At 55.1% G+C, this 25,169-nt stretch carries 29 protein-coding genes and 1 other annotated feature; of the genes, 3 read left to right on the top strand and 26 right to left on the bottom strand.

The window, feature by feature from the left end:
- Nucleotides 1–191 (top strand): hypothetical protein (locus EDC14_RS27115; protein WP_207930795.1); only part of this gene is annotated, 191 nt, incomplete at its 5' end.
- Between the two features lie 293 nt (nucleotides 192–484).
- Here the strand turns inward: EDC14_RS27115 and EDC14_RS25350 are convergent.
- The 26 genes from EDC14_RS25350 to EDC14_RS25230 all read right to left on the bottom strand — a co-directional run bounded on the left by EDC14_RS25350 (nucleotide 485) and on the right by EDC14_RS25230 (nucleotide 23,987).
- On the bottom strand, nucleotides 485–1,519 hold the full coding sequence (locus tag EDC14_RS25350; RefSeq protein WP_132017799.1) for an Ig-like domain-containing domain: 1,035 nt from the start codon (nucleotides 1,517–1,519) through the stop codon (nucleotides 485–487).
- A gap of 213 nt (nucleotides 1,520–1,732) precedes the next feature.
- Nucleotides 1,733–4,264, bottom strand: coding sequence for an AMP-binding protein (locus EDC14_RS25345; protein WP_132017796.1), 2,532 nt, complete (start codon nucleotides 4,262–4,264; stop codon nucleotides 1,733–1,735).
- A 498-nt stretch (nucleotides 4,265–4,762) separates the two neighbouring features.
- Nucleotides 4,763–5,476 (bottom strand): hypothetical protein, encoded by a 714-nt coding sequence (locus EDC14_RS25340; RefSeq protein WP_132017793.1) that lies wholly within the window; start codon nucleotides 5,474–5,476, stop codon nucleotides 4,763–4,765.
- A 372-nt stretch (nucleotides 5,477–5,848) separates the two neighbouring features.
- On the bottom strand, nucleotides 5,849–6,076 hold the full coding sequence (locus EDC14_RS25335) for a DUF1858 domain-containing protein (protein WP_132017790.1): 228 nt from the start codon (nucleotides 6,074–6,076) through the stop codon (nucleotides 5,849–5,851).
- Between the two features lie 179 nt (nucleotides 6,077–6,255).
- Nucleotides 6,256–7,308 carry a Gfo/Idh/MocA family protein gene (locus EDC14_RS25330; RefSeq protein ID WP_132017787.1) on the bottom strand — a complete coding sequence of 351 codons (1,053 nt, stop codon included), beginning with the start codon at nucleotides 7,306–7,308 and terminating at the stop codon, nucleotides 6,256–6,258.
- 127 nt (nucleotides 7,309–7,435) lie between these two features.
- Nucleotides 7,436–7,639 (bottom strand): hypothetical protein, encoded by a 204-nt coding sequence (locus tag EDC14_RS25325; RefSeq protein ID WP_132017784.1) that lies wholly within the window; start codon nucleotides 7,637–7,639, stop codon nucleotides 7,436–7,438.
- A gap of 117 nt (nucleotides 7,640–7,756) precedes the next feature.
- Nucleotides 7,757–8,095 (bottom strand): P-II family nitrogen regulator, encoded by a 339-nt coding sequence (locus tag EDC14_RS25320; protein ID WP_132017781.1) that lies wholly within the window; start codon nucleotides 8,093–8,095, stop codon nucleotides 7,757–7,759.
- Between the two features lie 42 nt (nucleotides 8,096–8,137).
- Nucleotides 8,138–9,463 carry an ammonium transporter gene (locus EDC14_RS25315; protein ID WP_132017805.1) on the bottom strand — a complete coding sequence of 442 codons (1,326 nt, stop codon included), beginning with the start codon at nucleotides 9,461–9,463 and terminating at the stop codon, nucleotides 8,138–8,140.
- Between the two features lie 328 nt (nucleotides 9,464–9,791).
- Nucleotides 9,792–11,324 (bottom strand): 2-isopropylmalate synthase, encoded by a 1,533-nt coding sequence (locus EDC14_RS25310; RefSeq protein ID WP_279388800.1) that lies wholly within the window; start codon nucleotides 11,322–11,324, stop codon nucleotides 9,792–9,794.
- 51 nt (nucleotides 11,325–11,375) lie between these two features.
- Nucleotides 11,376–11,649: a binding site (T-box leader), on the bottom strand.
- Between the two features lie 60 nt (nucleotides 11,650–11,709).
- The gene (locus tag EDC14_RS25305) at nucleotides 11,710–12,564 is read right to left on the bottom strand and encodes a PSP1 domain-containing protein (protein ID WP_132017778.1); all 855 of its coding nucleotides are present in this window, start codon (nucleotides 12,562–12,564) and stop codon (nucleotides 11,710–11,712) included.
- Entirely contained in the window at nucleotides 12,564–13,535 is a 972-nt protein-coding gene (holB, locus tag EDC14_RS25300) for a DNA polymerase III subunit delta' (RefSeq protein WP_132017775.1), read from the bottom strand. Before holB ends, EDC14_RS25305 begins: the two co-directional genes overlap by 1 nt.
- Nucleotides 13,536–13,550: 15 nt before the next feature.
- Nucleotides 13,551–13,994, bottom strand: coding sequence for a YaaR family protein (locus EDC14_RS25295; protein WP_132017772.1), 444 nt, complete (start codon nucleotides 13,992–13,994; stop codon nucleotides 13,551–13,553).
- A gap of 233 nt (nucleotides 13,995–14,227) precedes the next feature.
- Nucleotides 14,228–14,557: a cyclic-di-AMP receptor gene (locus EDC14_RS25290; protein ID WP_132017769.1), complete on the bottom strand. Its 330-nt coding sequence runs from the start codon at nucleotides 14,555–14,557 to the stop codon at nucleotides 14,228–14,230.
- Nucleotides 14,558–14,926: 369 nt separating this feature from the next.
- Nucleotides 14,927–15,136, bottom strand: coding sequence for a dTMP kinase (locus EDC14_RS27865; RefSeq protein WP_424337439.1), 210 nt, complete (start codon nucleotides 15,134–15,136; stop codon nucleotides 14,927–14,929).
- Between the two features lie 34 nt (nucleotides 15,137–15,170).
- The gene (locus EDC14_RS25280) at nucleotides 15,171–16,589 is read right to left on the bottom strand and encodes an aminotransferase class I/II-fold pyridoxal phosphate-dependent enzyme (protein ID WP_132017763.1); all 1,419 of its coding nucleotides are present in this window, start codon (nucleotides 16,587–16,589) and stop codon (nucleotides 15,171–15,173) included.
- Between the two features lie 178 nt (nucleotides 16,590–16,767).
- A complete protein-coding gene (locus EDC14_RS25275; RefSeq protein ID WP_132017760.1) occupies nucleotides 16,768–17,130 on the bottom strand; it encodes a carbohydrate-binding protein in 363 nt (120 codons plus the stop codon).
- Nucleotides 17,131–17,272: 142 nt separating this feature from the next.
- Nucleotides 17,273–17,470, bottom strand: a complete 198-nt coding sequence (locus EDC14_RS25270; protein ID WP_132017757.1) for a sigma factor G inhibitor Gin — start codon at nucleotides 17,468–17,470, stop codon at nucleotides 17,273–17,275.
- A gap of 387 nt (nucleotides 17,471–17,857) precedes the next feature.
- Nucleotides 17,858–18,124: a pro-sigmaK processing inhibitor BofA family protein gene (locus EDC14_RS25265; protein ID WP_165908321.1), complete on the bottom strand. Its 267-nt coding sequence runs from the start codon at nucleotides 18,122–18,124 to the stop codon at nucleotides 17,858–17,860.
- A 97-nt stretch (nucleotides 18,125–18,221) separates the two neighbouring features.
- Nucleotides 18,222–18,518 carry a DUF2508 family protein gene (locus tag EDC14_RS25260; protein WP_132017750.1) on the bottom strand — a complete coding sequence of 99 codons (297 nt, stop codon included), beginning with the start codon at nucleotides 18,516–18,518 and terminating at the stop codon, nucleotides 18,222–18,224.
- Between the two features lie 62 nt (nucleotides 18,519–18,580).
- Entirely contained in the window at nucleotides 18,581–19,177 is a 597-nt protein-coding gene (gene recR / locus EDC14_RS25255; protein WP_132017747.1) for a recombination mediator RecR, read from the bottom strand.
- A gap of 1 nt (nucleotide 19,178) precedes the next feature.
- Complete coding sequence (locus tag EDC14_RS25250) at nucleotides 19,179–19,502, bottom strand: YbaB/EbfC family nucleoid-associated protein (protein ID WP_132017744.1); 324 nt, start codon at nucleotides 19,500–19,502, stop codon at nucleotides 19,179–19,181.
- Complete coding sequence (gene dnaX, locus EDC14_RS25245; RefSeq protein ID WP_132017741.1) at nucleotides 19,499–21,151, bottom strand: DNA polymerase III subunit gamma/tau; 1,653 nt, start codon at nucleotides 21,149–21,151, stop codon at nucleotides 19,499–19,501. Before dnaX ends, EDC14_RS25250 begins: the two co-directional genes overlap by 4 nt.
- Nucleotides 21,152–21,312: 161 nt before the next feature.
- Nucleotides 21,313–22,215, bottom strand: a complete 903-nt coding sequence (locus EDC14_RS25240; RefSeq protein ID WP_132017738.1) for a prenyltransferase — start codon at nucleotides 22,213–22,215, stop codon at nucleotides 21,313–21,315.
- A 58-nt stretch (nucleotides 22,216–22,273) separates the two neighbouring features.
- A complete protein-coding gene (locus tag EDC14_RS25235; RefSeq protein ID WP_132017735.1) occupies nucleotides 22,274–22,522 on the bottom strand; it encodes a hypothetical protein in 249 nt (82 codons plus the stop codon).
- 408 nt (nucleotides 22,523–22,930) lie between these two features.
- Nucleotides 22,931–23,185, bottom strand: a complete 255-nt coding sequence (locus EDC14_RS27635; protein WP_279388799.1) for a transposase — start codon at nucleotides 23,183–23,185, stop codon at nucleotides 22,931–22,933.
- A gap of 7 nt (nucleotides 23,186–23,192) precedes the next feature.
- Nucleotides 23,193–23,987 carry an IS110 family transposase gene (locus EDC14_RS25230; RefSeq protein ID WP_279388798.1) on the bottom strand — a complete coding sequence of 265 codons (795 nt, stop codon included), beginning with the start codon at nucleotides 23,985–23,987 and terminating at the stop codon, nucleotides 23,193–23,195.
- Nucleotides 23,988–24,405: 418 nt separating this feature from the next.
- On the opposite strand from EDC14_RS25230, the gene EDC14_RS25225 reads away from it, so the two are divergent.
- Together EDC14_RS25225 and EDC14_RS25220 are read left to right on the top strand one after the other, a co-directional pair.
- The gene (locus EDC14_RS25225; RefSeq protein WP_132017732.1) at nucleotides 24,406–24,708 is read left to right on the top strand and encodes a helix-turn-helix domain-containing protein; all 303 of its coding nucleotides are present in this window, start codon (nucleotides 24,406–24,408) and stop codon (nucleotides 24,706–24,708) included.
- A complete protein-coding gene (locus tag EDC14_RS25220; protein ID WP_132017730.1) occupies nucleotides 24,705–24,971 on the top strand; it encodes a helix-turn-helix domain-containing protein in 267 nt (88 codons plus the stop codon). Before EDC14_RS25225 ends, EDC14_RS25220 begins: the two co-directional genes overlap by 4 nt.
- Nucleotides 24,972–25,169: the final 198 nt, after the last annotated feature.

Here is a 25,169-nt window from a genome sequence, read left to right as displayed (position 1 = left end):
ATTGGGTTGTTTTCCAGCAATATCTGTGTGTTCTGCTGAATCTTTTTACTCTAGGTCGGTTTTACCACCGCGACAGCGGTTTCGTTCAAAGAGCTTGTTCAACGACTGAAAGAACTCTTTTTCCCCAAAAAGAGTTCCTCGAGCGACTGAAAGAGCTCTTTCAGTCATCCAAAGCGATCCGTGATTCATAAAACGTTCTCTTTCGGCTCCTCCACCGGATCAGTATCCGCAAAATACAGCAAAAAGAAAAAAGAGCCCATCATGTGAGCTCTCTGAAAAATAATCTAGCGAATGCAGCTTTGAAATTTTCCTATCTTTTGAGAGGCGGCAGCCCAAAAGCGCCGGCAATCCCGGTTCAATGGCGCCGGACTTTCAGCGCCGGCTTTTTCCGCAACCGGCCGGTGTATTACCAAGGGAATACTATGGTAATTTGAAATTCTCTGATTCAGCAAACCATCCAATTCGCCAGGCCACGTCAACCCTTTTATTCGGCTCCGGTTGCAAAACTCCACTCGGTGACGGGCAGTTCGCCGCCGGCCCGGCTCATGAATCTGCCGTGAGCCATATCCCCCAAAGCGATCCGGTAGCGATGGTTGGGCAAGAGCTTCACCTTCACCGCCAGGATGCGGTCGCTCTTCCAATAGGCGTTCTTATAACAGACCCCCTGCCGGCAATCGGAAATGAAGATGATCCTCCGGGCCATCGGCCGGTCGAATTGGACGGCAATCTCCTCCGTCCGGGTGCTCACGCCGGTCGCCCCGTTCTCTGGGAACACCTTGACGATCCGGGGTTCGGCGGTCGAAACATCCACTTCCTCCAAATACCGCAGCCACTTGGCCTCCAGCTCCGGGAGATCGCTCCCCAAAACATTCCGGACCGTTCGCGCCAGATCGCCGGTCTCGCCGATATCCTTAAAGAAGGCCAGCAGCCGGTCCTTGCCGAAGTGATCCATGATAAACAGATCGAAGCTCGCGCCGACCGGATAAGCATAAAAGTTGGTCTTCGTCTCGGGATCTCCATAGTACTCCGACCATTTTTGCACCCTGGCAAAGCTGACATTGCGCCGGCGGTGCTGTGCCGCGGCGACGGTCAATGCCTCCTCCTTGTAAGCTTCAAACCGTTTCATGGCCAGGTTTTCAAAAATTTCGGCGAATCCTTCGTCAAAGAAACGAAATTTCTCCCGGGTACTCGCCCCCTTCGTCAAGTTCGCCAGGCACAGATGGCAACTCTCGTGCGCGATCACCGGCTCGGGAGCGTTTTTGACGCTTTCATGGATCAGGACCGCCGCGTCGGTTGGATGAAAACGGGAGGAGCGCCACTGGTTTTGAAACTGGACGGTTATTCTTGGGGGTACGCTCTCCGGAAAATACTCTTTCAACCGCTCCGTGATCCACTCATACTGCGGCAGTGGCCGGCCGGCGGCGTCGTAAAAATGAGCGTCACCTTCCGCCGAACCGGCACCGGGATGGGCGGCCCATATCAGCAATAAAACCAGCCAGAACCCTTTCCATTTTACCATCTTTCACCTCGTCAAAAAAATTTGGCGATGGGACGCTTTCGATCCCATCCATAATTTGCATTTTTTCCATGGAAATGGAACGAAACTCCGTCCCATTGGTTCCCTTCTTGCACCGGGATACCAAAAAACTCCCGATTTCTCAGGAGTTTTTTGGTTTATACCCGGATGCTTCAGCGCTGAGCCAGACGAAGATTCGGTTCATCCGCCCTTGATTTACGCCGTCACGATCTTGCTGGCGGCCTGCAAGCCGAGCTTTTCGACCGCCTGTTCCCGCATTTTGAATTTCATAATCTTGCCCGCCGCGTTCATCGGGAACTCGGTGACAAAATCGACGTAGCGCGGGGTCTTGTGCTTCGCCATGTGCGAACGGACGAAATCCTTGAGTTCCTCGGCGGTCAGCTCCATCCCGTCCTTCAGGATGACGCAGGCCATGATCTCCTCGCCGTACTGCTGGTCGGGCACGCCGATCACCTGAACGTCCTTGACCTTCGGGTGAGTGTAGATGAAGTCCTCAATCTCCTTGGGATAAATGTTCTCGCCGCCGCGGATGATCATATCCTTAATGCGGCCGGTGATTTTGAAGTTGCCGTTCTCGTCGCGCCGCGCCAGGTCGCCGGTGTGCAGCCAGCCGTGCTCGTCGATGGCGGCCGCCGTCGCCTCCGGCATCTTGTAATAGCCTTTCATGATGTTGTAGCCGCGCGCCACAAATTCGCCGTCCACATTGTCGGGCAGATCCGCCCCGGTCTGGGGGTCGACGATCTTGCACTCCACCCCGGGCAATTCGCGGCCGACGGTATTGACCCGCACTTCCAGCGGATCATCGACCCGGCTCTGGGTGCAGCCGGGCGAAGCCTCGGTCTGGCCGTAGACGATGGAGATCTGGCTCATGTGCATCTTATCCACCACATCCTGCATCACCTTGACCGGGCAGGGGCTGCCCGCCATGATCCCGGTCCGCATCTGGGAGAAGTCGGTCTTCGGGAAGTCCTCATGCTCCAGCATGGCGATGAACATAGTGGGAACCCCGTGGAAACAGGTGATCTTCTCCCGGTTGATGCAGTCCAGCGACTGCTTCGGCGAGAAATAGGGCAGCGGCGACATGGTCACGCCGTGGGTCATCGAGGCCGTCATCGCCAGCACCATCCCGAAGCAGTGGAACATCGGCACATGGATCATCATCCGGTCGGCGGTGGAGAGATCCATGCAGTCGCCGATGTTTTTGCCGTTGTTCACCACATTGTAGTGCGTCAGCATCACGCCCTTGGGGAAGCCGGTGGTTCCCGAGGTGTACTGCATATTGCAGACATCGTGCCGGTTGATGGCCAGCATCCGCCGGTGCACTTCCTCGATGGGAACCTTCTCCGCGAAGGCCACTGCCTCGTCCCAGGTCAGGCAGCCCGGCTGTTGCGAATCCACCGTGATCACGTTGCGCAGGAAAGGCAGGCGTTTGGCGTGGAGCGGTTTCCCCGGCTCGGCGCTGGCCAGCTCCGGGCAGAGCTCCTTGACGATCCCGACATAATCCGAGTCCTTGTAGCCGTCGATCATCACCAGCGTATGCGTATCCGACTGGCGCAGCAGATATTCCGCCTCATAGATCTTATAGGCGGTGTTCACCGTGACCAGCACCGCCCCGATCTTGGTGGCTGCCCAGAAGGTGATGAACCATTGCGGCACATTGGTCGCCCAGATGGCCACGTGATCCCCGGGCTTGACGCCCAAGGCGATCAGCGCCCGGGCAAAGGTATCGACATCCTCGCGGAATTCGGCGTAAGTCCGGGTATAGTCCAGGGTCGTATAGCGGAACGCGTACTGGTCCGGAAACTCATCGACCATCCTGTCCAGCACCTGCGGGAAGGTCAGGTCGAGCAGGGAGTATTTCTCCCAGACATACTTGCCGGTCCCCGCGTTATTATCGAAGAGATGACCCTTCCCCGCGCTCTTCTTGGTGTAACGGCTCATAAAGTTGGCGAAGTGCGGAAAGACCACTCCCGCATCGCCGAGATCGGCCGCCCAGCGTTTCACCCATTCGAGCGAAACATAGCCGTCGTAATTGATGGAACGCAGCGCCCGCATGAAATCGTCGATCGGCAGATCGCCCTCGCCGGTCATGCGGTAGCGGATCGCGCCGTCCTCCACCACCGAATCCTTCATGTGGACGTATTTGACGTAGGCCCCGAGATTCTGGATGGTCTTGCCGGGCGTCTCGCCCCCAAACCGGTAAGGATGGTGAATGTCCCACAGCGCGGCCACCGCGTCGCTGGCCACATGTTCGAGCAGCTTTCGCAGGCGGTTGGTGTCGGAATAGACTCCGTTCGTCTCCACCAGCAGCGTCACACCGTGCGCCTCGGCCACCGGAGCCAGCCGCCGCAGCGCCGCCAGAACCACTTCGTCGTCCACCGCGCCTTCCGGTTGCGGCTCCAGATCGGCCAAGATCCGGATATAGGCCGTGCCCAGCCGCTCGGCCAGCTCGATATATTGTACGATCTCCCGGTGATTCTCCTCCGCCTTTTCGGCAAACTTCAGGCAGCAGCCGGAAGAGAGGCAGGGAATCTCCAGTCGCAATTCGGAGAGCTTTTGAACGGTCTGCGGCAGCTGGCTTCCGGTGAAAGGCTGCGCCTTGACCGCAAAGATTTCATTGCCCAGGCCGCGGATTTCGATGCCGTCGAAGCCGAGGTCCTTGGCCATGGCATAGATGTCCGGCCAGCTGAAGTCGGGACAACCGAGAGTCGAAAATGCAATTTTCATTGAGAAACCTCCTTCGAGAATTAGAAATTGCGTCATTTTCACCGCTAATCCTTTAACCAGGCAAACGCCCTTTCGCTCCTTATACGAGGACGGGCGAAGGCAGGGCATAAAAAAAGCCTTCGTCCCTCTGCGTTTCTGCAAGAGACGAAAGCCTGCACTTCCGTGGTACCACTCTCATTGGGTATCGTCATACCCCACTTTTCGCAGCATCAATCGCAACCGATGAATGCCCTCTCGTGATAACGGCGAGAAACCCGTCCGCGCCTACTTGCCATGCCGCCGGAATGGGGCGCTGCTTTCGGACGACTGCTCAAGGGTGAGTCACCATCTGCCCCGGCGCGCTGTTTTGCAGCAACCAACAGCTCTCTAAAAAGCGCCTTCATGCAATGTGTTTCCCTGTCAACGCATTTTGAGTAATTTGTAATACATATTATCAAACTATGTCTGTTCTGTCAAGATGGAAGTTGCTGAATTGCCGCATTCATGCGCGGCTTCCCGTTACTGGACATGAACCGATCGTTTCAGTACGCAAAGCCGTTCCCGGCAATGGGTACAATGTAAATTTTTATTGCACGCATCGGAGAACCGCAAGGGGTGTCGCCGGTACGTGACTTCCCAGCGAATCAGGACCATGAAAGCGATCAATCCCAAACTCCAGGAGAAAAAACTGGGCACCAGAATCAGCGGCGTAACCATCATCATCGAATCCCAGTTGAAGATCCGGCATGTGACACAACAGCGGTTTTTCATGATTAAAGACTGAAACGGGCAGTAAAACAGTACGCAAATCAGATCGCAAACGTAATAAATCAGGGATAGCAACAGGATTTCGCTCTCCCCAAGCAGCTTCGCGTCATAAAGCAGGGCCAGGGCCACATGGAGCGCGACCCATACCGCCAAGACTTTCCGGGCGGCGCCGTTTTCCGCTTTGATCCAGGCGGCCATATCCGCCCGGTCCGGCTCTCTTTCACTCGGGGCATAGGTCGATTTGAATTGTTTGCGACAGCCCATACTGGCGATCTTTTGTGGGAAAAACTTATGGACCATCCCGGCCGCGAAGATTAACCATAGAATATGCAACGGTTGAATCCCTTGCTCCAACCCCAATCCCTTTGAAAAAAACAGGCTGTTTCGGTCGGTCAGATACATCAGAATCGCCGTCACCAGTACCGCAATCCGCAAGATGAGCCTTGCGCCATAGATTTTTACCATGATCGTGCCTTTACTCCTGTGAATCTGCGCTGTAGATATCATTTTACCCTATCCGTAAATCGCGCTCTTTCCGCCTGGCCACTCCAACCCCGATCTCCGCTCCGGCTGAGCCACAAGCCAGCGACGAGCTAACAAGGGGATAAATAATGTAACGATCCAACCCGCGAATGAGTTGCAATCATTTTGGAACCGATTAAAAATGCGGTCCAGCGGGACCGCTATCTATCTCTTGAAAAGAATATCGTCTGGGAAGCGCCTTTCGATGATGTCTTTATCCTTAATAAAATCTTGGAAACGTCTTGGAGCCCCTGGCCCGGCCATCTCCGCGCACCGGGTCAAAAATATCCCGACAACGCCGCTTGGCAGAGGCTGCTACTCCTCAATCTCGTACCCGCGGTCACGGAACGCCGTTTTGATGACGTCCATGGAAATGCCCTTCATGGCCGCCCCCTTGGGGATCGTCATCAGACGTCCCGCCGTTTGCAGCATGCCCGGATTGGCGATATCCGAGAAACCGAGCCCTTTCAAAATCTCCATGACTTCCGGATTCTCCCGGCAGATTTCAAAGACGCTTTTGGATAAATTAACCATCCTGTTCATCGCCGGTTATTTCTCCCGTCATTAGAAGCCATGTGATAAAGTCTCTTTCCAATCGATTCGACTTGCAAGAGGATTTCAAAACGACTTTATCCCTTGCTTCCCTGAGCTTTTGTGAACGCCCCGACCTGCGGCCAGGGTTTATCACAACGCTTTTAGCAAAGGCGGGCCTGCCGCCCGCCCTACCCTTGCACCGCAAAATATGGCACCCGGTCCACTTTCACCACATCCTGCTCCGTGATGGACTGCAGAATGGCGAAGACCGTCCGCAGGTCGCCGATCTCCATCTCCGGCGTGACCGCCAGCGCCTCGCGCCCCAGGAGCGCATTGTGGAAGTTGACCAGTTCATTATAGTAGCCGCGCATCGGACGGTAGGTCACCATTTCGTGCCGGCCGTCGTTGTAAAAGACATTGATGATCCCGCACTGCGGCTCCTCAAGATAAATCATGCCCTGCGTGCAGAAGATCCTCAGGCCGACCAGCGGCTTCTGCGGTTCCTGCCCCGCCGGATAATAGGTGAAATTGCCGATGACTTTGTTCATGAACTGCAGATTGACCGTCACCGCCGCGTAGGGACTGAAATCGTCCTTCTGGGGCACTCCCAGCGCCTGCAGGTATTCGACCGCTCCAAAGACATGGCGCAGTCCGGCCAGATCATGAATGGCCGCATCCAGCAGATCCCCGCCCGAGTAATCGGGATGCTGCCGCCATTCGGTGGCTGAAAAGGTATCCTTCTTCATCGCGCACGGAAAACAACTGGTTCGGTGGTAGCTGAAGTGGACCGGCGTACCCACTTTGCGCAGCCGGACCATGTCGCGAATCAGATTAAACTCTTCGCTGTAGCGGTAGTTTTCGGCGATCATCATCTGAATCCCATACCGCTCCGGCAGTCCCCGCGTGGCCTCCGCCTGCTCGACGCTGGCACCCATCGGTTTTTCCAAGATGATCGCCTTGCCGGACCCGGCTATCGCTTCCGCCACCGGGTGGTTTTGGGCGATCGGGACCATAATATCGATCACCTGCAAATCGCGCCGCTCGACCATGGTCAGGTAGTTGGTATACACATCCCGGTTGATGTCCAGTCCCAACCGCTGTCCCCAATATTCGGCCCGCCCCCGGTTGATATCACAGATCGCGGTGATCTGGTATCTGTCGGCCAATTCCTCGAAGGCCGGGTGATGTAAGCGTTCCCAGGCATAGCCCAAGCCGATGACTCCCACTTTGATCTTTTCCATAAATGCCAACACCCCTTTCCTATAATTTCTCCAGAAAGGGGTGTTCTATGAGCCGATCAACAAAATTTGCATCGCCCGGAATGATTTTTCCTCTCATTTTGTTAGAAATTTTGGTTCCGCTTCGGAATCACCGGTTCAGCGCCACCGGTTGCGACCGGCTCAGCGTGACCTGCCAAACCTTGTCTTTCTTCTCAAAGCGCGGGAAATGTTCCAATTTCCAACCCTGGCCGCTCATTTCGGCCATCAGACGTTCCAGATCCAGGTGCTTGGCAGCTTGCAGAGTCAAAAGAGTCTGGCTCCTGACAACTTGAACGTCATTCGACGGATTCATGGCGAACACTCCTTTCGGGGGGTAAAACTCGCACGTCCGGTTTTTCCTGTTCCACAGGAATGCATCTCAGCAGCTAAGAAAATCGGCCGGGAGAATCTCCCGGCCGAATCTTCACCTTTAAATAACAGTCTCGCCGTGTTCCCCGGTACGGACCCGAATCGCGTCCGCAATGTCATATACGAAAATCTTTCCGTCGCCAATCTCGCCGGTCCGCGCCGCCTCGATGATGGCATCCGTAATCTTCGATAACTCCTGATCCTTGATAACAACCTCGATCTTCACCTTCGGCAGAAGATTTACGACGTATTCCGAACCCCGGTAATGCTCAACGTGACCTTTTTGGTGGCCGCACCCCTTCACCTCGGTGATAGTCATTCCGGTCACTCCCACGAAATTCAGAGCAGCCTTGACCGCGTCCAATTTGGTGGCCCGTACGATGGCTTCAACTTTTTTCATCAATAAAGCCTCCTCTCAATTTAACCACTAATACTTATGAGCCTACATTTTCAAACTTGACGTGAACATATCCGGATAGGCATAGCTGGTATGTTCGTGAACGTCCAAGCCCTCTGTTTCTTCGACTTCTTTGACCCGAAGTCCTACCGTATGTTTGAGAATCAAGAAAAGAGTTCCAGCGGTTGCGGCCGTCCAAAGGAAAGTAGAGATTACTCCCAACGCTTGAACACCGAGGAGTTTAACCCCACCGCCGTAAAACAGCCCGCCGTCGGTAGCAAACAAACCGACCATCAAGGTGCCCAAGGCTCCGCAAACGCCGTGAACGGAGATTGCGCCCACCGGATCGTCGATCTTGGCTTTATTATCGAAGAACTCTACCGCGAAGATTACAGCCGCGCCGGCAATCGCGCCAATCAATACCGAACCCTCGGCGGATACCGCGGCGCAGCCAGCGGTGATGGCTACCAATCCGGCCAGCGCGCCGTTCAAGGTCATGGATACATCCGGCTTGCCGTATTTAAACCAGCTGACAATCATCGCCACGCAAGCTCCGGCTGCCGCAGCCAAATTTGTTGTGACCGCAATCAATCCCAGATTGGGAGCGAACGGCGAAAGGGTACTCCCGGGATTAAATCCGAACCAGCCAAACCACAGGATGAATACACCGAGTGCCGCAATGACCAGATTATGACCGGGGATAGCATTCACTTTGCCGTCCGGACTGTATTTGCCGATCCGCGGCCCTAAAATCGTCGCGCCCATCAGAGCGGCCCAACCACCAACCGAGTGAACCACGGTGGAACCTGCGAAATCAATGAAGCCTAATTTGGAGAGCCAGCCACCGCCCCAAGCCCAGTGTCCGACGACCGGATAAATGATTAAGGAGATTACCGCGCTGTAAATCAGATAACTGGTAAACTTGGTCCGTTCCGCCATCGCTCCGGAAACGATGGTGGCCGCAGTGGCAGCGAACACGGTTTGGAACAGTAAGAATACCGGGAGTGAAATACCTAAACCGAGATGCTCAAAGGAACCGCCCAAGAAGAAGGAACCCGAACCGATAAAGCTACCGACGCCGAACATCAATGTAAACCCGACGGCCCAATACGCGATGGATCCGACCGCGAAGTCCATCAAGTTCTTCATGACAATATTGCCGGCGTTTTTCGCCCGGGTGAAGCCCGCTTCCACCATTGCAAAACCGGCTTGCATAAAAAAGACCAAAAAGGCAGTTACCAAAGTCCATATGGTATCTGCCGCCTGCCTGACCGATACTTCCGGATCAGCGGCCCAAGCCGGAATCCCCACCATTACCAGCAACACAACGACCATCATGATTGCAAGGAAAAACTTCGAAATCATGGGTATCACTCCTTATATATGTTATGTTTATGTTATAGATGTTAGCACTAAAAATATTTGTTGTCAACTTTTTATACTGTATACAATCCAATTTAACGCCTAATTTACAACAGTTTCCCGCAATAACTAACATCACCCTGTCAAGACATATCATCCCTATGTCCAGAATCACAAAAACATCCTTACTATATATGTGACATCGCCCTACATCGTCCATGTGGTTCTCGCGTAACCGCAAAAGCGCTCCCATTCATCCCGGAATACGAAATAAAAAAAGCGGCTTGCGCCGCTTCCGGGGAATAAGTCATCGCTATGGTTTATTGCCAAAGTTCTCTTAGCCGTTCGATACTTCGGCCCATTTTAACTTCTCGGCAATCTTATTGACCGCGTGAAGATAGGCAAGGGTACTGGCCTCGATAATGTCGGTGGAAAGCCCGCGTCCCACGTAAGCATGGCCGTCCTCGCGGACCTTTACGGTGCTCTCACCCAGGGCATCCTGACCCGAGGTCACCGCTTTAATGCTGTATTCGTCCAGTTTCACCTTAATTCCGGTAATCCGGTCGATCGCATTGTAAATGGCATCGATGGGACCATCGCCGCAGGCTGCTTCTTCCACTAGAGCGCCGTCGGCCTTCAAGCGCACGGTGGCGGTGGGGATCGTCGAATTTCCGGTGCTGACGTGGAGGTAATCCAGTTCAAACCGGTCTTTCATCATCGCTACCTGATTGCGCACCAAAGCTTCCAGATCGGAGTCCGTAACCTCTTTTTTCTTATCGGCCAGCTCGATGAAGTGTTCATAGGCCCGGTCCAGTTCAGGTTCTGATAATGTATACCCCAATTCTTCCAGCCGGTTCTTCACCGCATGTCGGCCCGAATGCTTTCCGAGCACCAATTGGGTCTGGCTCAGACCAACCGACTCCGGAGTCATGATCTCATAGGTCATCCGGTTCTTCAGGATGCCATCCTGATGGATGCCGGCCTCGTGCGCGAAGGCATTGGAGCCGACAATGGCCTTATTATGCTGCACCGGCTTGCCGGTCAACGTCGACACGAGAGTGCTGGTCCGGTGGAGCTGCTCGGTGTGGATACGGGTTGCGGCCTGGAAATTCTCAGCGCGGGTCTTAAGCGCCATTACCACTTCTTCCAGCGCGGCATTGCCGGCCCGTTCCCCGAGACCGTTGATCGTGCATTCCACCTGATCGACGCCGTTCTCCACCGCCGCCAGCGAGTTGGCTACCGCCAGGCCGAGGTCGTTATGGCAGTGTACCGAGAGCTTGACTTTTTCGATCCCCCGGGTATGTTCCTTAATATACCGGAGCATCGTTCCGAATTCGGTCGGGATAATATAGCCCACCGTGTCCGGGATGTTGATCACCGTCGCGCCGGCCGCGATGACCGCGCCGAAGATCCGGCAGAGAAAATCCCATTCGCTGCGGGTGGCGTCCTCGGCCGAAAATTCCACTTGCGGGCAGAGACCGCGGGCATGCCGGACCGCGGCTACCGCCATCTCCAATACCTGCTCGGGATTTTTTTGTAGTTTATACTGCATATGAATGGGGGAAGTGGCGATAAAGGTATGAATCAGGGGCGATTCGGCCTCCCGCACCGCTTCCCAAGCCCGGTCAATGTCCGGTTTGAGCGCCCGGGATAGCGAGCATACGGTTACCCCTTTCACTTCTCTGGCAATCGCCCGGACGCCTTCGAAATCCCCCGGCGAGGCAATGGCGAAACCCGCTTCGATCACATCCACGTTCAATCGCGCCAATTGCCTGGCGACCCGCAATTTCTCCTCCACATTGAGGTTTATTCCGGCGGATTGCTCACCATCCCGTAACGTAGTATCAAAGATCTGTACCTGACGCATCATTCATTCCTCCTTCGTCATTTTCCCGGAAAAATAAAAAAACCCTCGTCCCTGCAAAGGGACGAGGGTTTAATCTCGTGTTACCACCCAAATTCACGCCGCTTGATCCTGCCGGCGCCTCCGCCAACCTCCGCCGCAATCCCGCAGATTACGGACAGACGTCTTCGCTGTAACGGGCTGGAAAAATCATTCCCCCGGCTCAGCCTACTTGAAAACTCGTTGGGCTGGCAGCTCAGAGGGGAGTTCGGATGTTCGGGTCACCGGTTCCCACCAACCACCGGCTCTCTGTCAACCTTATCATCGTACTAATCCTCTTCATTGCTCTTGGATATTCAAGCTATTTAAAGAAATTATAACGGAGGACGAACCCCCTTGTCAAGCAATTTTGTCAGACATTTTTATCGCCCGGATCCGGGCTCTTCTTTTCACTAGCGCCATTGTCGAGCAGGATCTCCTCGACCTCGGCCAGCAGCACTTCTTTCCGGGAACCATCCCCGAACTGGACTAACAGCGACTCCTTGGCCTGATGAGTCTCGACAATCTTGCCCTCGCGGCCGTCGACCCGGACCCGGCTCCCGGTCAATGGCAGGTCGGCCTTGGTATCCCGGTAGCTGGATGATTCATACCGCAAACAACACATCAAACGCGAGCAGATGCCGGAGATCTTGACCGGATTCAAGGAAAGGTTTTGCTCCTTGGCCATCTTAATCGAGACCGGCTCAAATTCGCCCAGGAACGTGGCGCAGCAGAGCGGCCGGCCGCACGGGCCGAGTCCTCCCAGCATTTTGGCCTCGTCCCGCACGCCGATCTGGCGCAGCTCGATCCGGGTCTTAAAGACTGTGGCCAGATCCTTGACCAACTCCCGAAAATCGACCCGGCCGTCCGCGGTGAAATAAAAGATAATCTTGCTCCGGTCGAAGGTATACTCGACGTCGACCAGTTTCATCTCCAGATTGTGCTTGGCGATCTTCTCCTGGCAGATGCCGAAGGCCTTCTGTTCCTTCTCATGATTCTCGCGAAGCTGGACTTCATCCTCGGCGGTGGCCAGCCGGAGTACCTTCTTCAGCGGCTGGGTTACTTTTTCATCCGGCACCAGCCGCGGACCGACGATCACCTGGCCGAATTCGACCCCCCGCACCGTCTCGACGATCACATTCGCCCCGGCTTGCACCTCCAGTTCCGCCGGATCAAAATAATAAATCTTGCCCGCTTGTTTGAAACGGACTCCCACAATATTAATCATCAAACCAATTCCCTTCGTAAACGATGATCCGGATTCCCCGCCGTTTTCACGGCGATAAAAAAGTTCTCCACCGCCAGGCGCAGATTGACGTTGCTCTCGATCCAGCGGATGGTCTGTCCCAATTTTTCCAATCTGGCGACCATTACGATATGTTGTGGCGGAGCAGCGGCCGGCTTTGCCTCCAGATCCAGCAATTCCTCCCGGAGCTGAGCTTCCCAGTTCCGCAAGATAGCCAAGACCTCTTTCCGCTCTTTCTTCTCAAATTCATTAGCGATCTTCAATAACTGTAATAAATCCTGGTCCAGCAGTTCGCCGATCCGGCCGTATTTCGCCGCGCTCAGTGTCGCGCCGTCAACCGTCAGCGCCCGCCCGGGAATCCCTTCCGCAACTCCGCTGCGCGCTTCGGCCGCCTCCGCCGAATAACCCTTGCCCATCAGCCAGCCGGCTATCTCCGGCGCGGGTACCGGAAAAAGTTGATACGTCTGACAGCGCGACCGGATGGTCGGCAGAATATATTCAGGCCGGACTGCCGTAAATAGAAAATGCACCCCGGCCGGAGGTTCCTCCAGGGTTTTCAAAAAACTGTTGGCCGCGGCCTCCGTCAATTGTTCCGCCTCGGGGAAGAAAAAAACCTTGCGTTCCCCCAATAAGGGGTGAAAGAACACCTGATGCTGAAGCTCCCGGAGCTGCTCAATCTTGATGGAGTTCCCTTCCGCCTCTATCACCGTAAAATCGGGATGATTGCCCGAACGCAAGCGGCTGCAAGAGGGGCATCCGCAATCGGGTCCCGGAGCCTCGCCCCGGCAGAGCAGCCGGGTCGCGAAGGCAAGGGCCAACGTCTTCTTGCCGATTCCCGCCGGACCCAAAAACAGGTAGGCGTGTCCAACGCGTCCGGTGGCGATGGCCGCGGTCAGAGCCCGGATGATATCTTTATGCCCAATTATATCAGAAAAAACGCAAAACGGGGCCATGGCGACTCCTTAATTTCAAACGTATAAATCCAACAACCAGCCCCGGATCTGGTCAAATTTGGCCGCTAAATCGATTTGGCTCTTTTCCTTCTGCACCACGGCATCCATCATCTCTTCCAGCGCCGTATTGATCCGCTTCACCGCGACCAGACTCTTCCGATTCCCGTCCCGGTCCCAATGGGTCTCGCTGCGGACTTCGTAGGATTGCGAAAGGGCTTCTTTCATAAAGGAACTGACCAGACTGCGATAGCGCATGAATCCTTTCGGGGTCGGGTGATTCTTAAGCTCACGGCTCAAAGCATCGATCTTGCCCAGCAACTGATCGCAGATCTGGCGACGGTGCTCGCGGTCCGAATCTCTCAAAGCGCGTGTAAACTCGGCGGTCCGCCCCGGTCCCGGAATCCGGGTCTCCACGGGCGGACTCTCCGGCGCATTGGTATTGTTGATCTTAATCTGCACGTAGTCTACCCCATTTCATACCGTTCGCCTGACGCTTTGCGAAGCAACGACCGCGGGAACTTTCCGGCCCCCAAGCCGAAGGCGTGATAGGCGAATCTCTCTCCGAAATAAATTCCGACACGATCATTATCGACGCCAAACGCGCTTCGTATGACAAGAGAATTACGGAAAAGGCGATCGGTTCCAGAAATCCCGGCATCCAGCGCGCAATGGAAATTTCGAACCGCGATCGCTTATACTTTGGCGAAATCTTCCACCGCCACCACAAAAACCGTGGCGCCGCCGACCGTCACTTCCACCGGCTCGGTCATATAGTTGTTCAAGGAACGTCCGACCGACGCCAGGGGGGTGACCAACTGTTTTCGGGACTTGGAGGTTTCTTTGATCAGCTCCATCAGTTCATGGACCCGCTGGTCCTCCACCCCGATGAGCAGCGTGGTGTTGCCCTGGCGCAGAAAACCGCCGGTGCTGGCCAGTTTGGTCGCGGAATAACCGTGTTCCGAGAGGATTCCGAGGAGCTTATTGGCGTCCTGATCCTGGATCATGGCAATGACGAGTTTCATCCCACACACTCCTTTTTTAAGAATATTTATTCGCCACGCAATTTGGACATGACGATTTCGGCCATCTCAGCGTGAATCTCCTCAATGCTCCGGCCTGCCGCCCGGATCAACCGGAACCGGGATTCTTCCTTCGCCAGCTCCAAAAGCCATGTGATAAAGTCCTCTAATTCGGAAATCATCCTTTCAATGGACTAAAAAACGACTTTATCACTTGCTTTTCTGAGCTTTTGTGTTCACCCTGACCTTCGGGCAGGGTTTATCACAACGCTTCTAAAAAGCCCCGCCGGACTTTGGCCTGAAACTCGGCACCCCGCACCTCGATCCGGTCGACCGTCTGGCGGCCCGATCGGGAACGATCTTGAATCCGACTCATTCCCTGCTTGGTTTCGATATCCAGTAAAAAAGCGAGGTCCGGCTCAGTTCTCGGGTGCCACTCTTCCCGGTTCGGAATAAAATCAGATTCCGAATCACCTCGGCCAACCAGGTGCCCGGCTCCCGGGTTAACACCACCGCATAGCCGCGCTCGCTCAAAAACTCTTCCAACCGTTTGGCCTGGGTGGTTTTCCCGCATCCATCCAACCCCTCAAGGGTAATAAATCTTTAAATTTCATGATTATTCCTTTACCACCGCAATCCCGCCGTCCGGATCGAGTCCCCGGATCGTTCCGCCTTGACGTTCAATCTCAAACAACCCCTGAATCTCCGGGTCACGAATCAATTCGCCGGGCGCCAGGACCGGAATACCCGGCGGATAAGGCGCCACCGTCGTGGCGGCGACCCGCCCCGCGGCCTGCCGCAAGGGTACCGATTGGCGGGGCGCAAAGGCCGCGGCGCGCGGTTTCAAGATCAGGGGCGGAATGTCAAAAGCAGTGCCAAAATTGCGCGAATCAGCTTGTTGTCCAGTTTGGCGGCTGATATCAGCCACCGCTTGATAGAGGCGCTCCAGAACTCCCGCTTGCTGCCAAGGCGCCATGAAAAAAGTCACTTGCGCACCGGCGGCGTACTCCGGTTGAATTCCGAAACGCCCGTATAAACTCCGTTCCAACTCATAGCCGCTCTGTCCGTTCAGGGCGATGACCAGCTTCCAGGGGTCAAGCGCCCGGTCCGCGTCCAACTCCCGGTCCGTCAGGACCGCTACTCCGGCCAGGCGGGCCAATCGCTCTTTCAGGTCGGCCATTCCGGGCAGGCGTTCCCCGAACATATCCCGGCCTTTCAGCGCCAAGAAGCGACGGGCGGAATCGAGCGAAGCCAACAGGATAAAGGACGGGCTGCTGGTACCGATCAGGTCCAGTCCCCGACGGACCGCGGATAAGGGCGGGCCGGTCCTTGCCACATGAAGCAGCCCGGTCTGAGTCAGCGACCCGTGTATCTTGTGGGTTCCCTGGACCCAGAGGTCGGCGCAGCCGCAAGCATCATAGCCCTTCAAGCCCGACCAGCCCAGATGGCCGCCATGCGCCTCATCGATCAACAGTATCCTGCCGGCCAGCAACCGACGGATTGGCGCCAACGGTTCGGCGATCCCCTGATACGTCGGATTGGTCATCACCAAACCGCTCGCTTCGGGATGGGCGGCGAGCGCCTCCTCCAGGCTGCGCCGGTTGATGCCGGCCGGCAATCCCCAATGGGGCAGGCGGTCCACGGCGACGTACACCGGATGAAGATCGGCCAGTATCAGTCCATGGATCACCGCCGCGTGGCAGTGGCGGGCCACCAGTACGGTAGAGCCGGGCGGAAAGACACCGAGCATCGCGCCGATCAGTCCCTGGGTCGCCCCTTGGGTCAAAAAGAAGCTATGGGCCGCCCCGAACAACCGCGCCGCCAGCTCCTGGGCCTCGGCCAGGGCCGGCTCCCACGCCAGGCCGGCGATCTCCGTCAAATCCAAACCGGACCAATCCGGGAGTGAGCGCCATTCCGGCTCCAGCCCCAATCCGGCCTTATGGCCGGGAGTGTGAAAAGGGACCCCCGGGTCGCGGCTGTAGCGGAGCAACGCCTCGAAGAGCGGCGCCGCCTTGTGCAACGATTGATCATTCATTTAACCTGTAGAATTCGACATCTTTTTTCCGCTTTCCTCTTTTCGGTCCGAATTCCATCGTAGTGGCACAGGTTCCAAAAAGACGTTCCGTTTGAAAAAACCCGCTACTGGTAGCGGGCATCAGTCCGGGCACGTCCAATCCATCTTCCATCGTTTTTTTCCAGAAAAGGGGACGCGCCTATGATTGCAAATGGAGATTCCAATTCTCGCCTCGATTATTGTCCCAATGATTCTCCGAATCCTTAAAGCAAAAATTCAGCGCCGTCCCGGCCGTTTGAATTTTGATGCCATAATCGCCGTTGGCTTGCCGCTCCATTTTGCCGGTCTGGACGGGAGTGTTCCAGTTATCGAAGGCATAATGTAAATAAATCTCTTGACTCCCGGCGTCTGTCAAGAAACCCCGGTAGTGAATGGAGACGATCTCCCCGGCCTTGGCGGGAGCCGGGTCCCAGGTCACCCCTTGTCCCTCAAAGGTTGCCATTTCCTGCAGGTTCCGTTGGTTCCAGCCGAACGCCTTCCGGAACGAATCGAAAATCGTCAAGCTCTTCTCACCTCCAGTCTTTTTCAAAAACTATTCTTTCCTAATCACCGGCACAAACTCCCGTTAAAACCAGGTATGGATCCCTGGCAAAACAAAGCAGGCCGTACGCCTAAAATAGACAAAAAAAATAGGCCTACGCCTACTACTCGACCGTGTTTTTCAGATCGATTTTAATCTTCTCCCAAAAACTCCGGCAACTATCGATCCACTGTTGGTAATCGTTCTGGCCGGCCTTGCTCCGGACCAGCCTCGCCTCACAGTCCTCGCACAAATATTGTCCGCAGATTTCAATGCCTCCGGGGAGGGTTTCGCCACAACCGAAACACGCAGGGGAAGACATTTTTGTACCTCCGCTTGTGTAATCTATGAATTACTCTATGCCCGGAAGCTGCATTTCGTGTCTGTCCTGCCCCGTTTCCCATTCATCGCGCCGGCGTAAGTTATTTCCATCTTCCCCGGCTGCCGTTCCGAAGCCATGTGATAAAGTCTTTCGCAACGGAAATCAGCATCCAAAAAGGTTAAAACCCACTTTATCCCTTGCTTCTCTGAGCTTTTGTGTTCTCCCCGGCCTTCGGACGGAGTTAATCACAACGCTTTTAGAAGCCATGTGATAAAGTCCTTAGATTCGCAAGTCATCCTTTCAGTGGACTAAAAATCGACTTTATCCCTTGCTTCTCTGCGCTTTTGTGTTCACCCTGGCCTTCGGACAGGGTTTATCACAACGCTTTTAGATGCGGAACCAATACTTCAAGGCCAAAACCATCCCCAGGCCCGGAACGCCCAAAAAACCCACCAGCAAGGAATTATAAGGATTTAAGGGCACTTCCAGTTGCCAATGGGTCAAGAGGAAGTTGGCCAGATAGATTCCGAAGGCTCCCAAGGCTCCCTGAAATAAAACGCTGAATACGAAGAACAGCGGCTTCCAGCAACTCTTTCCGAGCACGTACAACAGGATCAGGACACTCAGATAGGTGACGACCATTCCGGCGGACATTGCGACCCCTCCTTCATAGATCATTGTATTGGAGGGATGCTTGTTTTACGACTCCGGCGCGGCTTCCGGCGGGCGGAATTTTGGCGGGACCGTACGCCTACCGGTTGGCCATGGCCGGCTTGACATTGAGGCCGGTCGCTTTGGCTTGTTTCAATAAGTAAATGTACTTCTTTTCGGCCGCTCCCAGATTGAGCACGGCATGATCGATCAGGTCGGGTTCAGTGACGCAGTTGAAATAGAGTTTGGCATAACGCCATTCGCGCCTAGCCTCCTCCAGCTGCTCTTCCAGGTCGGGCATCCGATAATATCCGACCGTGGGATTATCCCAACGGAAAGCTTCGTTCAGCCTCCGGAAACCGGACCGCCAAAAACCTTCTTTTTGGGTTGCTTGCATCGAATACTCCTCCACCTTTCCAGCTCATAGCCAGTATGAGTCGGGGGAGGAAATTTTATACATTAAAGATCGGTCCGTCCTTCAAACGCCTTGCTGAGCGTGATCTCATCGATATACTCCAGATCGCCGCCGACCGGCAGTCCCCGCGCCAGGCGGGTGATCCGCAGGCCGAGCGGATGGAGGATCTTGCTCAGGTACAGCGCGGTGGCCTCTCCTTCGATGTTGGGGTCGGTGGCGATGATCAGCTCTTCAAAGCTGCCGGTGCGCAACCGGTCCAGCAGCTCTTTGAGGCGCAGTTCCTCGGGGCCGATCCCCTCCAGCGGCGAAATGGCTCCGCCCAAGACATGATACAGCCCTTTGAAGATGCGGGTCTTCTCCATGGCGATGACGTCTTTGGGTTCCTCCACCACGCAGAGCAGGGTCTGATCCCGTCCCGGATCCCGGCAGGTGGCGCAGGGGGAAGTCTCGGTCAATTGGCCGCAGATCGTGCAAAACCCGATCTTGTGTTTGGCTTCCAACAGTGCTTCCGCCAGCTTCCCCACCTCCTCGTCGGAGAGGGTCAACACATGAAAAGCCAGTCGTTGAGCGGTACGGGGCCCGACTCCCGGAAGTTTGGACAGTTCATGGATGAGCCGGGTCATGGGTTGGGGATACAGCATGTTAGAAGAGTCCCGGCAGGCCGGGGATATTGAGGTTGCCCGTCACCTTGGCCATATCGTTGGCCGCCATCTCCTGGGCTTTCTTGATTCCTTCGTTGACCGCGGCGGTGATCAGATCCTGCAGCATCTCCAGATCGTCGCTCGTCACCACTTCCGGATTGATCTCGATCTTTTTCAGTTCCAGCTTGCCGGAGACTTCCACGGTCACCACGCCGCCGCCGGCGGTGGCGGTCACGGTCTTGGATTCCAGCTCCTGCTGGACGCGGGCCATCTCCGCCTGCATCTTTTGAATCTGTTTCATCGCTTGTTGCATATTCGGCATCATTCTTTCTCCTCCTTTGGACTGGTAATCGGTTTGACTTCTCCGCCGAAGATCGCCATCGCCTTGGCGAGCGGTTCAGGGACTGACGGTGCGGCCGGGGCGGCGGGGGCGGACCGGCCGGCCTTCGCTTCCGGCGTTCCTTCAGTGGCCGGCACGCAGCTGATCCGCACCTGCTTCCCGGTCACCTCGTGCAAGATACTCTCCAGTAATTCCCGGTTCTGAGCCAAACTCAGATTCTCCAGGTGAAATTTTAAATTGGGCGGCAAACCGACGATTAATTGTTCCTCATCCCATTGTAGCGGTTTTCCTTCTTGAATTAAAGCCGCCAAAGTCCTTTTTTTCTTTTTGACCGCCTCCAAAAACTCGTTCCAGTCGAACTTGGCGCCGCTGCCGGCCGTCGCCGGCGGCGCCGTTTGCGGCGGAGTCGACTCCGGGGCCGGAACCGGCGACTGCGGCCGGTGGAGCTCCGGTTGCGATGAAACGGACGCTTCTTTCGGGCCGGATATGGCCGGAGCGAGGGCGGGCGGTTGAGGCGCAGCGGCCAACGGGACGGCCTGGCCGTCCAATAGCCGTTCCAAGCGGGCCAAGCGCTGTTCGAGGCCGGCATAGTCCAGCCCGGGGGCGGTCAGCTTGATCAGGGCCAACTCCAACGGCAAGGAGCTCTGCTGACTCCGTTTCACCTCATAGGTGGCGTCGGCCAGCACTTCGATGGCCCGCAGCAAATCCGCGGCAGAACCCGAGCCGTCCCCGGCCCCGCTGACCTCGGCCAGCAGCAAATCGCGAAAATGCCCCACCAAACTGCGGCCGAACTGATAGATATCCTTGCCTTCCTGATTGACCCGGCTCAACACCGCCAGGGCGCCGCCGGTATTGTGGCTGCTGATGGCGGCGGCGAGCGCCGCGACTGCTTCTTCGCTGGTCAATCCCAGAATGGCCCGGACCGTCTCCTCCGCCAGCCGGCCCTGGCCGTGGGCCAAGACCTGTTCCAACAGGCCCAGCGCGTCGCGCATCCCGCCTTCGGCATGCTCGGCGATGAGCTCCAGGCCCCGGTCCGACCATTCGGTGACGCCCTCGGCGGTGAGGATCCGGCTCAACCGCCCCTTGATCTCGGCGACCGTGAACCGTTTGAAATCGAACCGCTGGCAGCGGGAGAGAATCGTGACCGGAATCTTATGAATCTCGGTGGTCGCCAGGATGAACACCACGAACTGGGGCGGTTCCTCAAGCGTCTTCAACAGCGCGTTGAAGGCTTCGGTAGTCAACATATGAACTTCGTCGATAATATATATCTTATATTTGCCTTCGGCCGGCGCGAAACGGACCTTCTCCCGCAGATCGCGGATTTCGTCGATGCCCCGGTTGGAGGCGGCGTCAATTTCGATCACATCCAGAAACGTGCCCTCGCTGATCCGGCTGCAATTGGCGCAATGGTCGCAAGCCTCGGCGCCCTGGGGCTCCAGGCAGTTTAAAGCCTTGGCGAAGATCTTGGCGATACTGGTCTTGCCGGTGCCGCGCGGCCCGGTGAAGAGATAGGCGTGGGCTACCCGCCCCTTCTCAATGGCGTGATACAGCGTGGTTACCACGTGCTGCTGGCCGACGACGTCTTCAAAGGTTCCGGGCCGCCAGCGCCGGTAGAGGGTTTGATATTCCATGACTCGTCCTCCGCGTTTCGTACCCTTCTATTTCGCTAATCCCGCCCTAAACTCCTTTGCTTTTCGAAAAATTAACCGTCCCCGCCCGCCGGCCACAGCGAAAAAGCTGTCGCGTCCTTCGCCACAGCTTCCAGCGTCACTCCCTCCTCATCCGGCCCGGGCTAATGCCCCCAAAAGCCCAGGCTGAGCAAGAGGCCGATCAGAATGGTCAGGCCCACATTGCCGGCCATGGCCGGGATCAGCTCCGGGATCCGGCTCCGGCAGCTCCAGGTCTTCAAGACGATCCACACCGCCAGGGGAATGGAGAAATACGAGATCAGAATGCCCGGCGGAAACACCCCGGCAAAGACTCCGATGGAAATCGCCAGATAAACCAGGGTAATCACGGTCAAATAGACCCAGAGTCCGGCGCGGCTGCCGCCGGCCCGGACCACCAGGTTCCGCTTGCCGGCCGCCCGGTCGGCCGCCACGTCCGGCAGTTCGTTGAGGATCAGCACCCCCATGATCAAAAAGCCGACCGGCACCCCGGCCAGCACCGGTTTCCAGGCGAACTGGTTGGTCTGCAGCAGGTAGCTCCCCAGGACCGCCAGCGGTCCGTAGCCGATTCCCAACGTCAGCTCCCCCCAGCCCCGGCTCATGCCGCGGAACGGCACGGCGCTATAGGTCCAGCCGATGGCGGCCCCGGCCAATCCCAGGCCGAAGATGAGCAGATTGCGATAGGCCACGGCCGCCAGGGCCGAGGTGAGCAGCGCGATCCCGAAGGCGAGCACCGCGGCCTTGAAATAAGTCTGCCGCGCCAGTATTTTCCGCTGGATCAACCGGCTGCCCCCGTTAAAGGGGCTCGAATTCTGATTGAGCGGATCGCTCCCCGCGGCGTCAAAATAGTCATTGATCAGGTTGGCGCCCGCCTGATTGCTGACCACCACCAGCAAAGCCAAACAAAACGCCGCCGGACTCACCGGATGCTCGCCGCTGCTGACCGCCGCTCCCACCAGCACGGAGATGAAAGAGGTCGGAAAGAACGAAGCCCGCATCGCTTTCAGCCAAAGAATTATCTTTTTCATGTCACACCTTCTTTTTCAAGCCAACAGGGCAGCTCGGACCAAAACCGGTTGGCTTCGCCTACTTCGAAAAACTCATGCTTTGGACGTCAACGCCGGCGATGGCTTCCAATTCCCGCCGGAAATCCTGGACGCTGGCCAGGTCACCTTCAAAGACCAGGGTGATCAGCCCCTGCTCCTTCGAAGGGCTGGGCACGCCCATCCGGCAGAGAATATCCGAGCCATGCCGGGTAATCACCTCTTGAACCTCCGGGGCATGCTTTCCCCGGTGATCCACCAAAATTCCCATAATCGTCAGAGAATCCGCCATTCCATTCACCTCGTGGCTATTTTCTCCAACGGATGCTGAAATAATCCATACCCTAACATTCCATCCTAATTTTTTTGGGACTTGGAACGGAAAAACCACGGTAAAACATGGTTCCCCTTCTTCCGCTTCCTTGATCCGCTTCCTTCAAAGGGGAATGACACTCCAGTGACTACTAGCTCCCAGGTGGCTCAAGGGGTTCCGTTGGCCCAAAACCCGACTCACTCCCTGAGCTTCAACTTTTGCCCACAGCAACTCATGAAACTTCCCCCTCTCTGCTTCGATGCTCCACTAGAAGCGGTTCAGCAGAGAGGGAGACCTTGGATGACTGTGCTTTTCGCTTGAATAAATTACCTCCGTATAATGGACATAACAGACCAGCTATGAAAAGTCAAGTAAAATGGGAAAGAATTAAGTGGAAAGAATACGATAGGGTTCACCAGACTTCATCAAAGCAAACATCACGTAAAGTAATTTGCGACAAACGGCTCTAATAGCGGTTCGGTAGGTTTTTCCTTCCGAACGTTTTTTCTGAAAGAATTCGGCCATCACCGGGTCATGGAGAACCGCTGTTGTAGCCGCCAACCAGACCGCTCTCCGTAAATATGTCGAACCCCGTTTCGACATCCGATTCCGGGTGCCATTGAAGTCTCCCGACTGTTTCACCGTGGGATCAATTCCGGCAAACGCAACCAGTTTTCGCTGGACTGCTAAACCGGTTAATATCTCCGATTTCTCCCAATATCGTCGCTCCTAAAGTAGGACCGACTCCGGGCGTGGTGTGCACCGGGCATGAAAACCGTTCATAATAGCTCCCGATTTTGGTCTCTAACTCTGCTAACTGCTTTTCTAGAAACTGAATCTGGGCTACCAACTGGCGGATTTGAAAAGCGATGGCCTCCGTTCCATGTTTAATCCCAAACGATTGACGAGCTTTGGCTTGAATTTCTTCCGCCTTGCAACGTCCAAAACGGCCCCTGCTGGTCGTGGATAGAAGTTGGGCCAGTTTTTCCGTGTCAATCGCCAGGATTTCTTCCGGTGTGGTGAACTCTGCTAACAATTCTTTCGAGGAACGGCCAAACATATCGGAAAATATCGTTTCATACTCGGGAAAAATCAGATCCAAGGCAGTAATTACTTGCCGTTTGAGATCCGATGGGTGATCCACCATCGAAAACCGAAACCAGCATAACTGCCGTAATGCCACGATATCGGGTTCGGATAATGTCGTCTCCGAAAACCGTCCAAACCGAATGACTTCGGCGATGATAAAGGCATCCACTGCATCGGTCTTGGCCTGCCGGATATACATGCTCCTCAAGCTGTCCGATTGGATCGGGTTGATGACATGTACCGTATATCCTTCCGATACCAGGTGAGAGTATAACGCCAGCCAATAATGGCCGGTTGCCTCCATTCCAAATACGATTTCCTCTTGCTCCGGATTGTAGCGGGCGATATGGTCCAATAGTTTTTTTTACGCCTTCATTGGAGTTCTCAAAGGTTATGGGCTTTCCTTTGGCCGCTCCGGTCTGATGCACGATCATCGCGCTATGTTTCCGTTTTGCAATATCAATTCCGACAATTATTATGGTTGCCCCTCTTGGATGCGAGTATTATAGACAGAATGGTTCCCTCTGGGCCTGCGAGCTACAACCTCGTGCGATATTCGAAGTACCGGTTCCCGGTCAACATCCAGCTCATTTGTAATATCTCGCAGTCAGAGGGATCAGTCTGACATTCGATGTCGTTCTTCAAGGTATGGTCCGATCACCTCTGCCTATACGAAATGATTATCGCAATTTCCCTTTTGTAGGGCAACTGCTTTCTGACTTTATTATACGAGGTATTCGTAATTGTTTAACTAAACAGGAGTGCATACTTCAATGCGGAAAAAAGATCAGGACAGGTTTTTTCCAATATATAAGGAAGTGGGACGAAGGATTGCATTCTTTCGGAACCTGCGCGGATTGAGTCAGGAAGAACTTGCTGCCAAAATCGATATTAGTGCCAGTCATTTAAGCAAAATCGAAGCGCCAAACATCCAAATCAGTTTTTCCTTTGATATGCTTTTACGAATCGCCGAGGGATTGGACATCCAGGTTGCGGCACTCTTTGCGCCGGTGGATACGGTCAGCGTTCATTTTGATAATCAGTATTTGAATCATGAGACAGGCGGCTCGGTTTGAAGGATAATTTTCTGGAAAAGTATCGGGAGATCGGCAGAAGAATTGCTTTTTATCGCAGTAAACGGGGTATCTCGCAGGAGACTTTAGGCGAAAAAATCAGTTACAGCAAAAGCTATATCAGCAAGATCGAGGCATCCGGCTCGGATATTTCTTATTCATTGGATATTTTGTTCGCCATAGCGGCAGGATTAGAATTGGACCCGGTGATTTTTCTTTTACCGATCAGTGAGGAGAATTTCGAGAAATATCGGACGGATAAATAAACTGGTTGAGAACTCTCGTCTTACTCAATTTTATTTTTTGAGGAGGCAATCCTATGAAATTCTGTTGGAGCACTCTAAGAGTAAAGAACTTGGAAGAATCAATGTAACCGTCAATCCAGGGGTCACACCCTCCAGGGCAAGAGATTTTCGAGGCGCGCGCCGTTTGGAGCCTGGGTGAAAACTTTTGTCAGGTATTCA

The organism is Hydrogenispora ethanolica, from assembly GCF_004340685.1.
In the GTDB taxonomy this organism is placed as follows: domain Bacteria; phylum Bacillota; class UBA4882; order UBA8346; family UBA8346; genus Hydrogenispora; species Hydrogenispora ethanolica.
This window is presented reverse-complemented; position numbering and strand designations above follow the sequence as displayed.

What these genes read in the sequence shown, in the direction of transcription:
- EDC14_RS25290 (WP_132017769.1), bottom strand. Translation starts at nt 14,557, where the DNA reads ATGAAACTCGTCATTGCCATGATCCAGGATCAGGACGCCAATAAGCTC.
- EDC14_RS25225 (WP_132017732.1), top strand. Translation starts at nt 24,406, where the DNA reads ATGCGGAAAAAAGATCAGGACAGGTTTTTTCCAATATATAAGGAAGTG.
- EDC14_RS25335 (WP_132017790.1), bottom strand. Translation starts at nt 6,076, where the DNA reads ATGAACAGGATGGTTAATTTATCCAAAAGCGTCTTTGAAATCTGCCGG.
- EDC14_RS25320 (WP_132017781.1), bottom strand. Translation starts at nt 8,095, where the DNA reads ATGAAAAAAGTTGAAGCCATCGTACGGGCCACCAAATTGGACGCGGTC.
- EDC14_RS25260 (WP_132017750.1), bottom strand. Translation starts at nt 18,518, where the DNA reads ATGCAAGCAACCCAAAAAGAAGGTTTTTGGCGGTCCGGTTTCCGGAGG.
- EDC14_RS25280 (WP_132017763.1), bottom strand. Translation starts at nt 16,589, where the DNA reads ATGAATGATCAATCGTTGCACAAGGCGGCGCCGCTCTTCGAGGCGTTG.
- EDC14_RS25345 (WP_132017796.1), bottom strand. Translation starts at nt 4,264, where the DNA reads ATGAAAATTGCATTTTCGACTCTCGGTTGTCCCGACTTCAGCTGGCCG.
- holB (WP_132017775.1), bottom strand. Translation starts at nt 13,535, where the DNA reads ATGGCCCCGTTTTGCGTTTTTTCTGATATAATTGGGCATAAAGATATC.
- EDC14_RS25340 (WP_132017793.1), bottom strand. Translation starts at nt 5,476, where the DNA reads ATGGTAAAAATCTATGGCGCAAGGCTCATCTTGCGGATTGCGGTACTG.
- EDC14_RS25330 (WP_132017787.1), bottom strand. Translation starts at nt 7,308, where the DNA reads ATGGAAAAGATCAAAGTGGGAGTCATCGGCTTGGGCTATGCCTGGGAA.
- recR (WP_132017747.1), bottom strand. Translation starts at nt 19,177, where the DNA reads ATGCTGTATCCCCAACCCATGACCCGGCTCATCCATGAACTGTCCAAA.
- EDC14_RS25350 (WP_132017799.1), bottom strand. Translation starts at nt 1,519, where the DNA reads ATGGTAAAATGGAAAGGGTTCTGGCTGGTTTTATTGCTGATATGGGCC.
- EDC14_RS25305 (WP_132017778.1), bottom strand. Translation starts at nt 12,564, where the DNA reads ATGATTAATATTGTGGGAGTCCGTTTCAAACAAGCGGGCAAGATTTAT.
- EDC14_RS25265 (WP_165908321.1), bottom strand. Translation starts at nt 18,124, where the DNA reads ATGTCCGCCGGAATGGTCGTCACCTATCTGAGTGTCCTGATCCTGTTG.
- EDC14_RS25270 (WP_132017757.1), bottom strand. Translation starts at nt 17,470, where the DNA reads ATGTCTTCCCCTGCGTGTTTCGGTTGTGGCGAAACCCTCCCCGGAGGC.
- EDC14_RS25250 (WP_132017744.1), bottom strand. Translation starts at nt 19,502, where the DNA reads ATGATGCCGAATATGCAACAAGCGATGAAACAGATTCAAAAGATGCAG.
- EDC14_RS25325 (WP_132017784.1), bottom strand. Translation starts at nt 7,639, where the DNA reads ATGAATCCGTCGAATGACGTTCAAGTTGTCAGGAGCCAGACTCTTTTG.
- EDC14_RS25235 (WP_132017735.1), bottom strand. Translation starts at nt 22,522, where the DNA reads ATGGCGGATTCTCTGACGATTATGGGAATTTTGGTGGATCACCGGGGA.
- EDC14_RS25240 (WP_132017738.1), bottom strand. Translation starts at nt 22,215, where the DNA reads ATGAAAAAGATAATTCTTTGGCTGAAAGCGATGCGGGCTTCGTTCTTT.
- EDC14_RS25310 (WP_279388800.1), bottom strand. Translation starts at nt 11,324, where the DNA reads ATGATGCGTCAGGTACAGATCTTTGATACTACGTTACGGGATGGTGAG.
- dnaX (WP_132017741.1), bottom strand. Translation starts at nt 21,151, where the DNA reads ATGGAATATCAAACCCTCTACCGGCGCTGGCGGCCCGGAACCTTTGAA.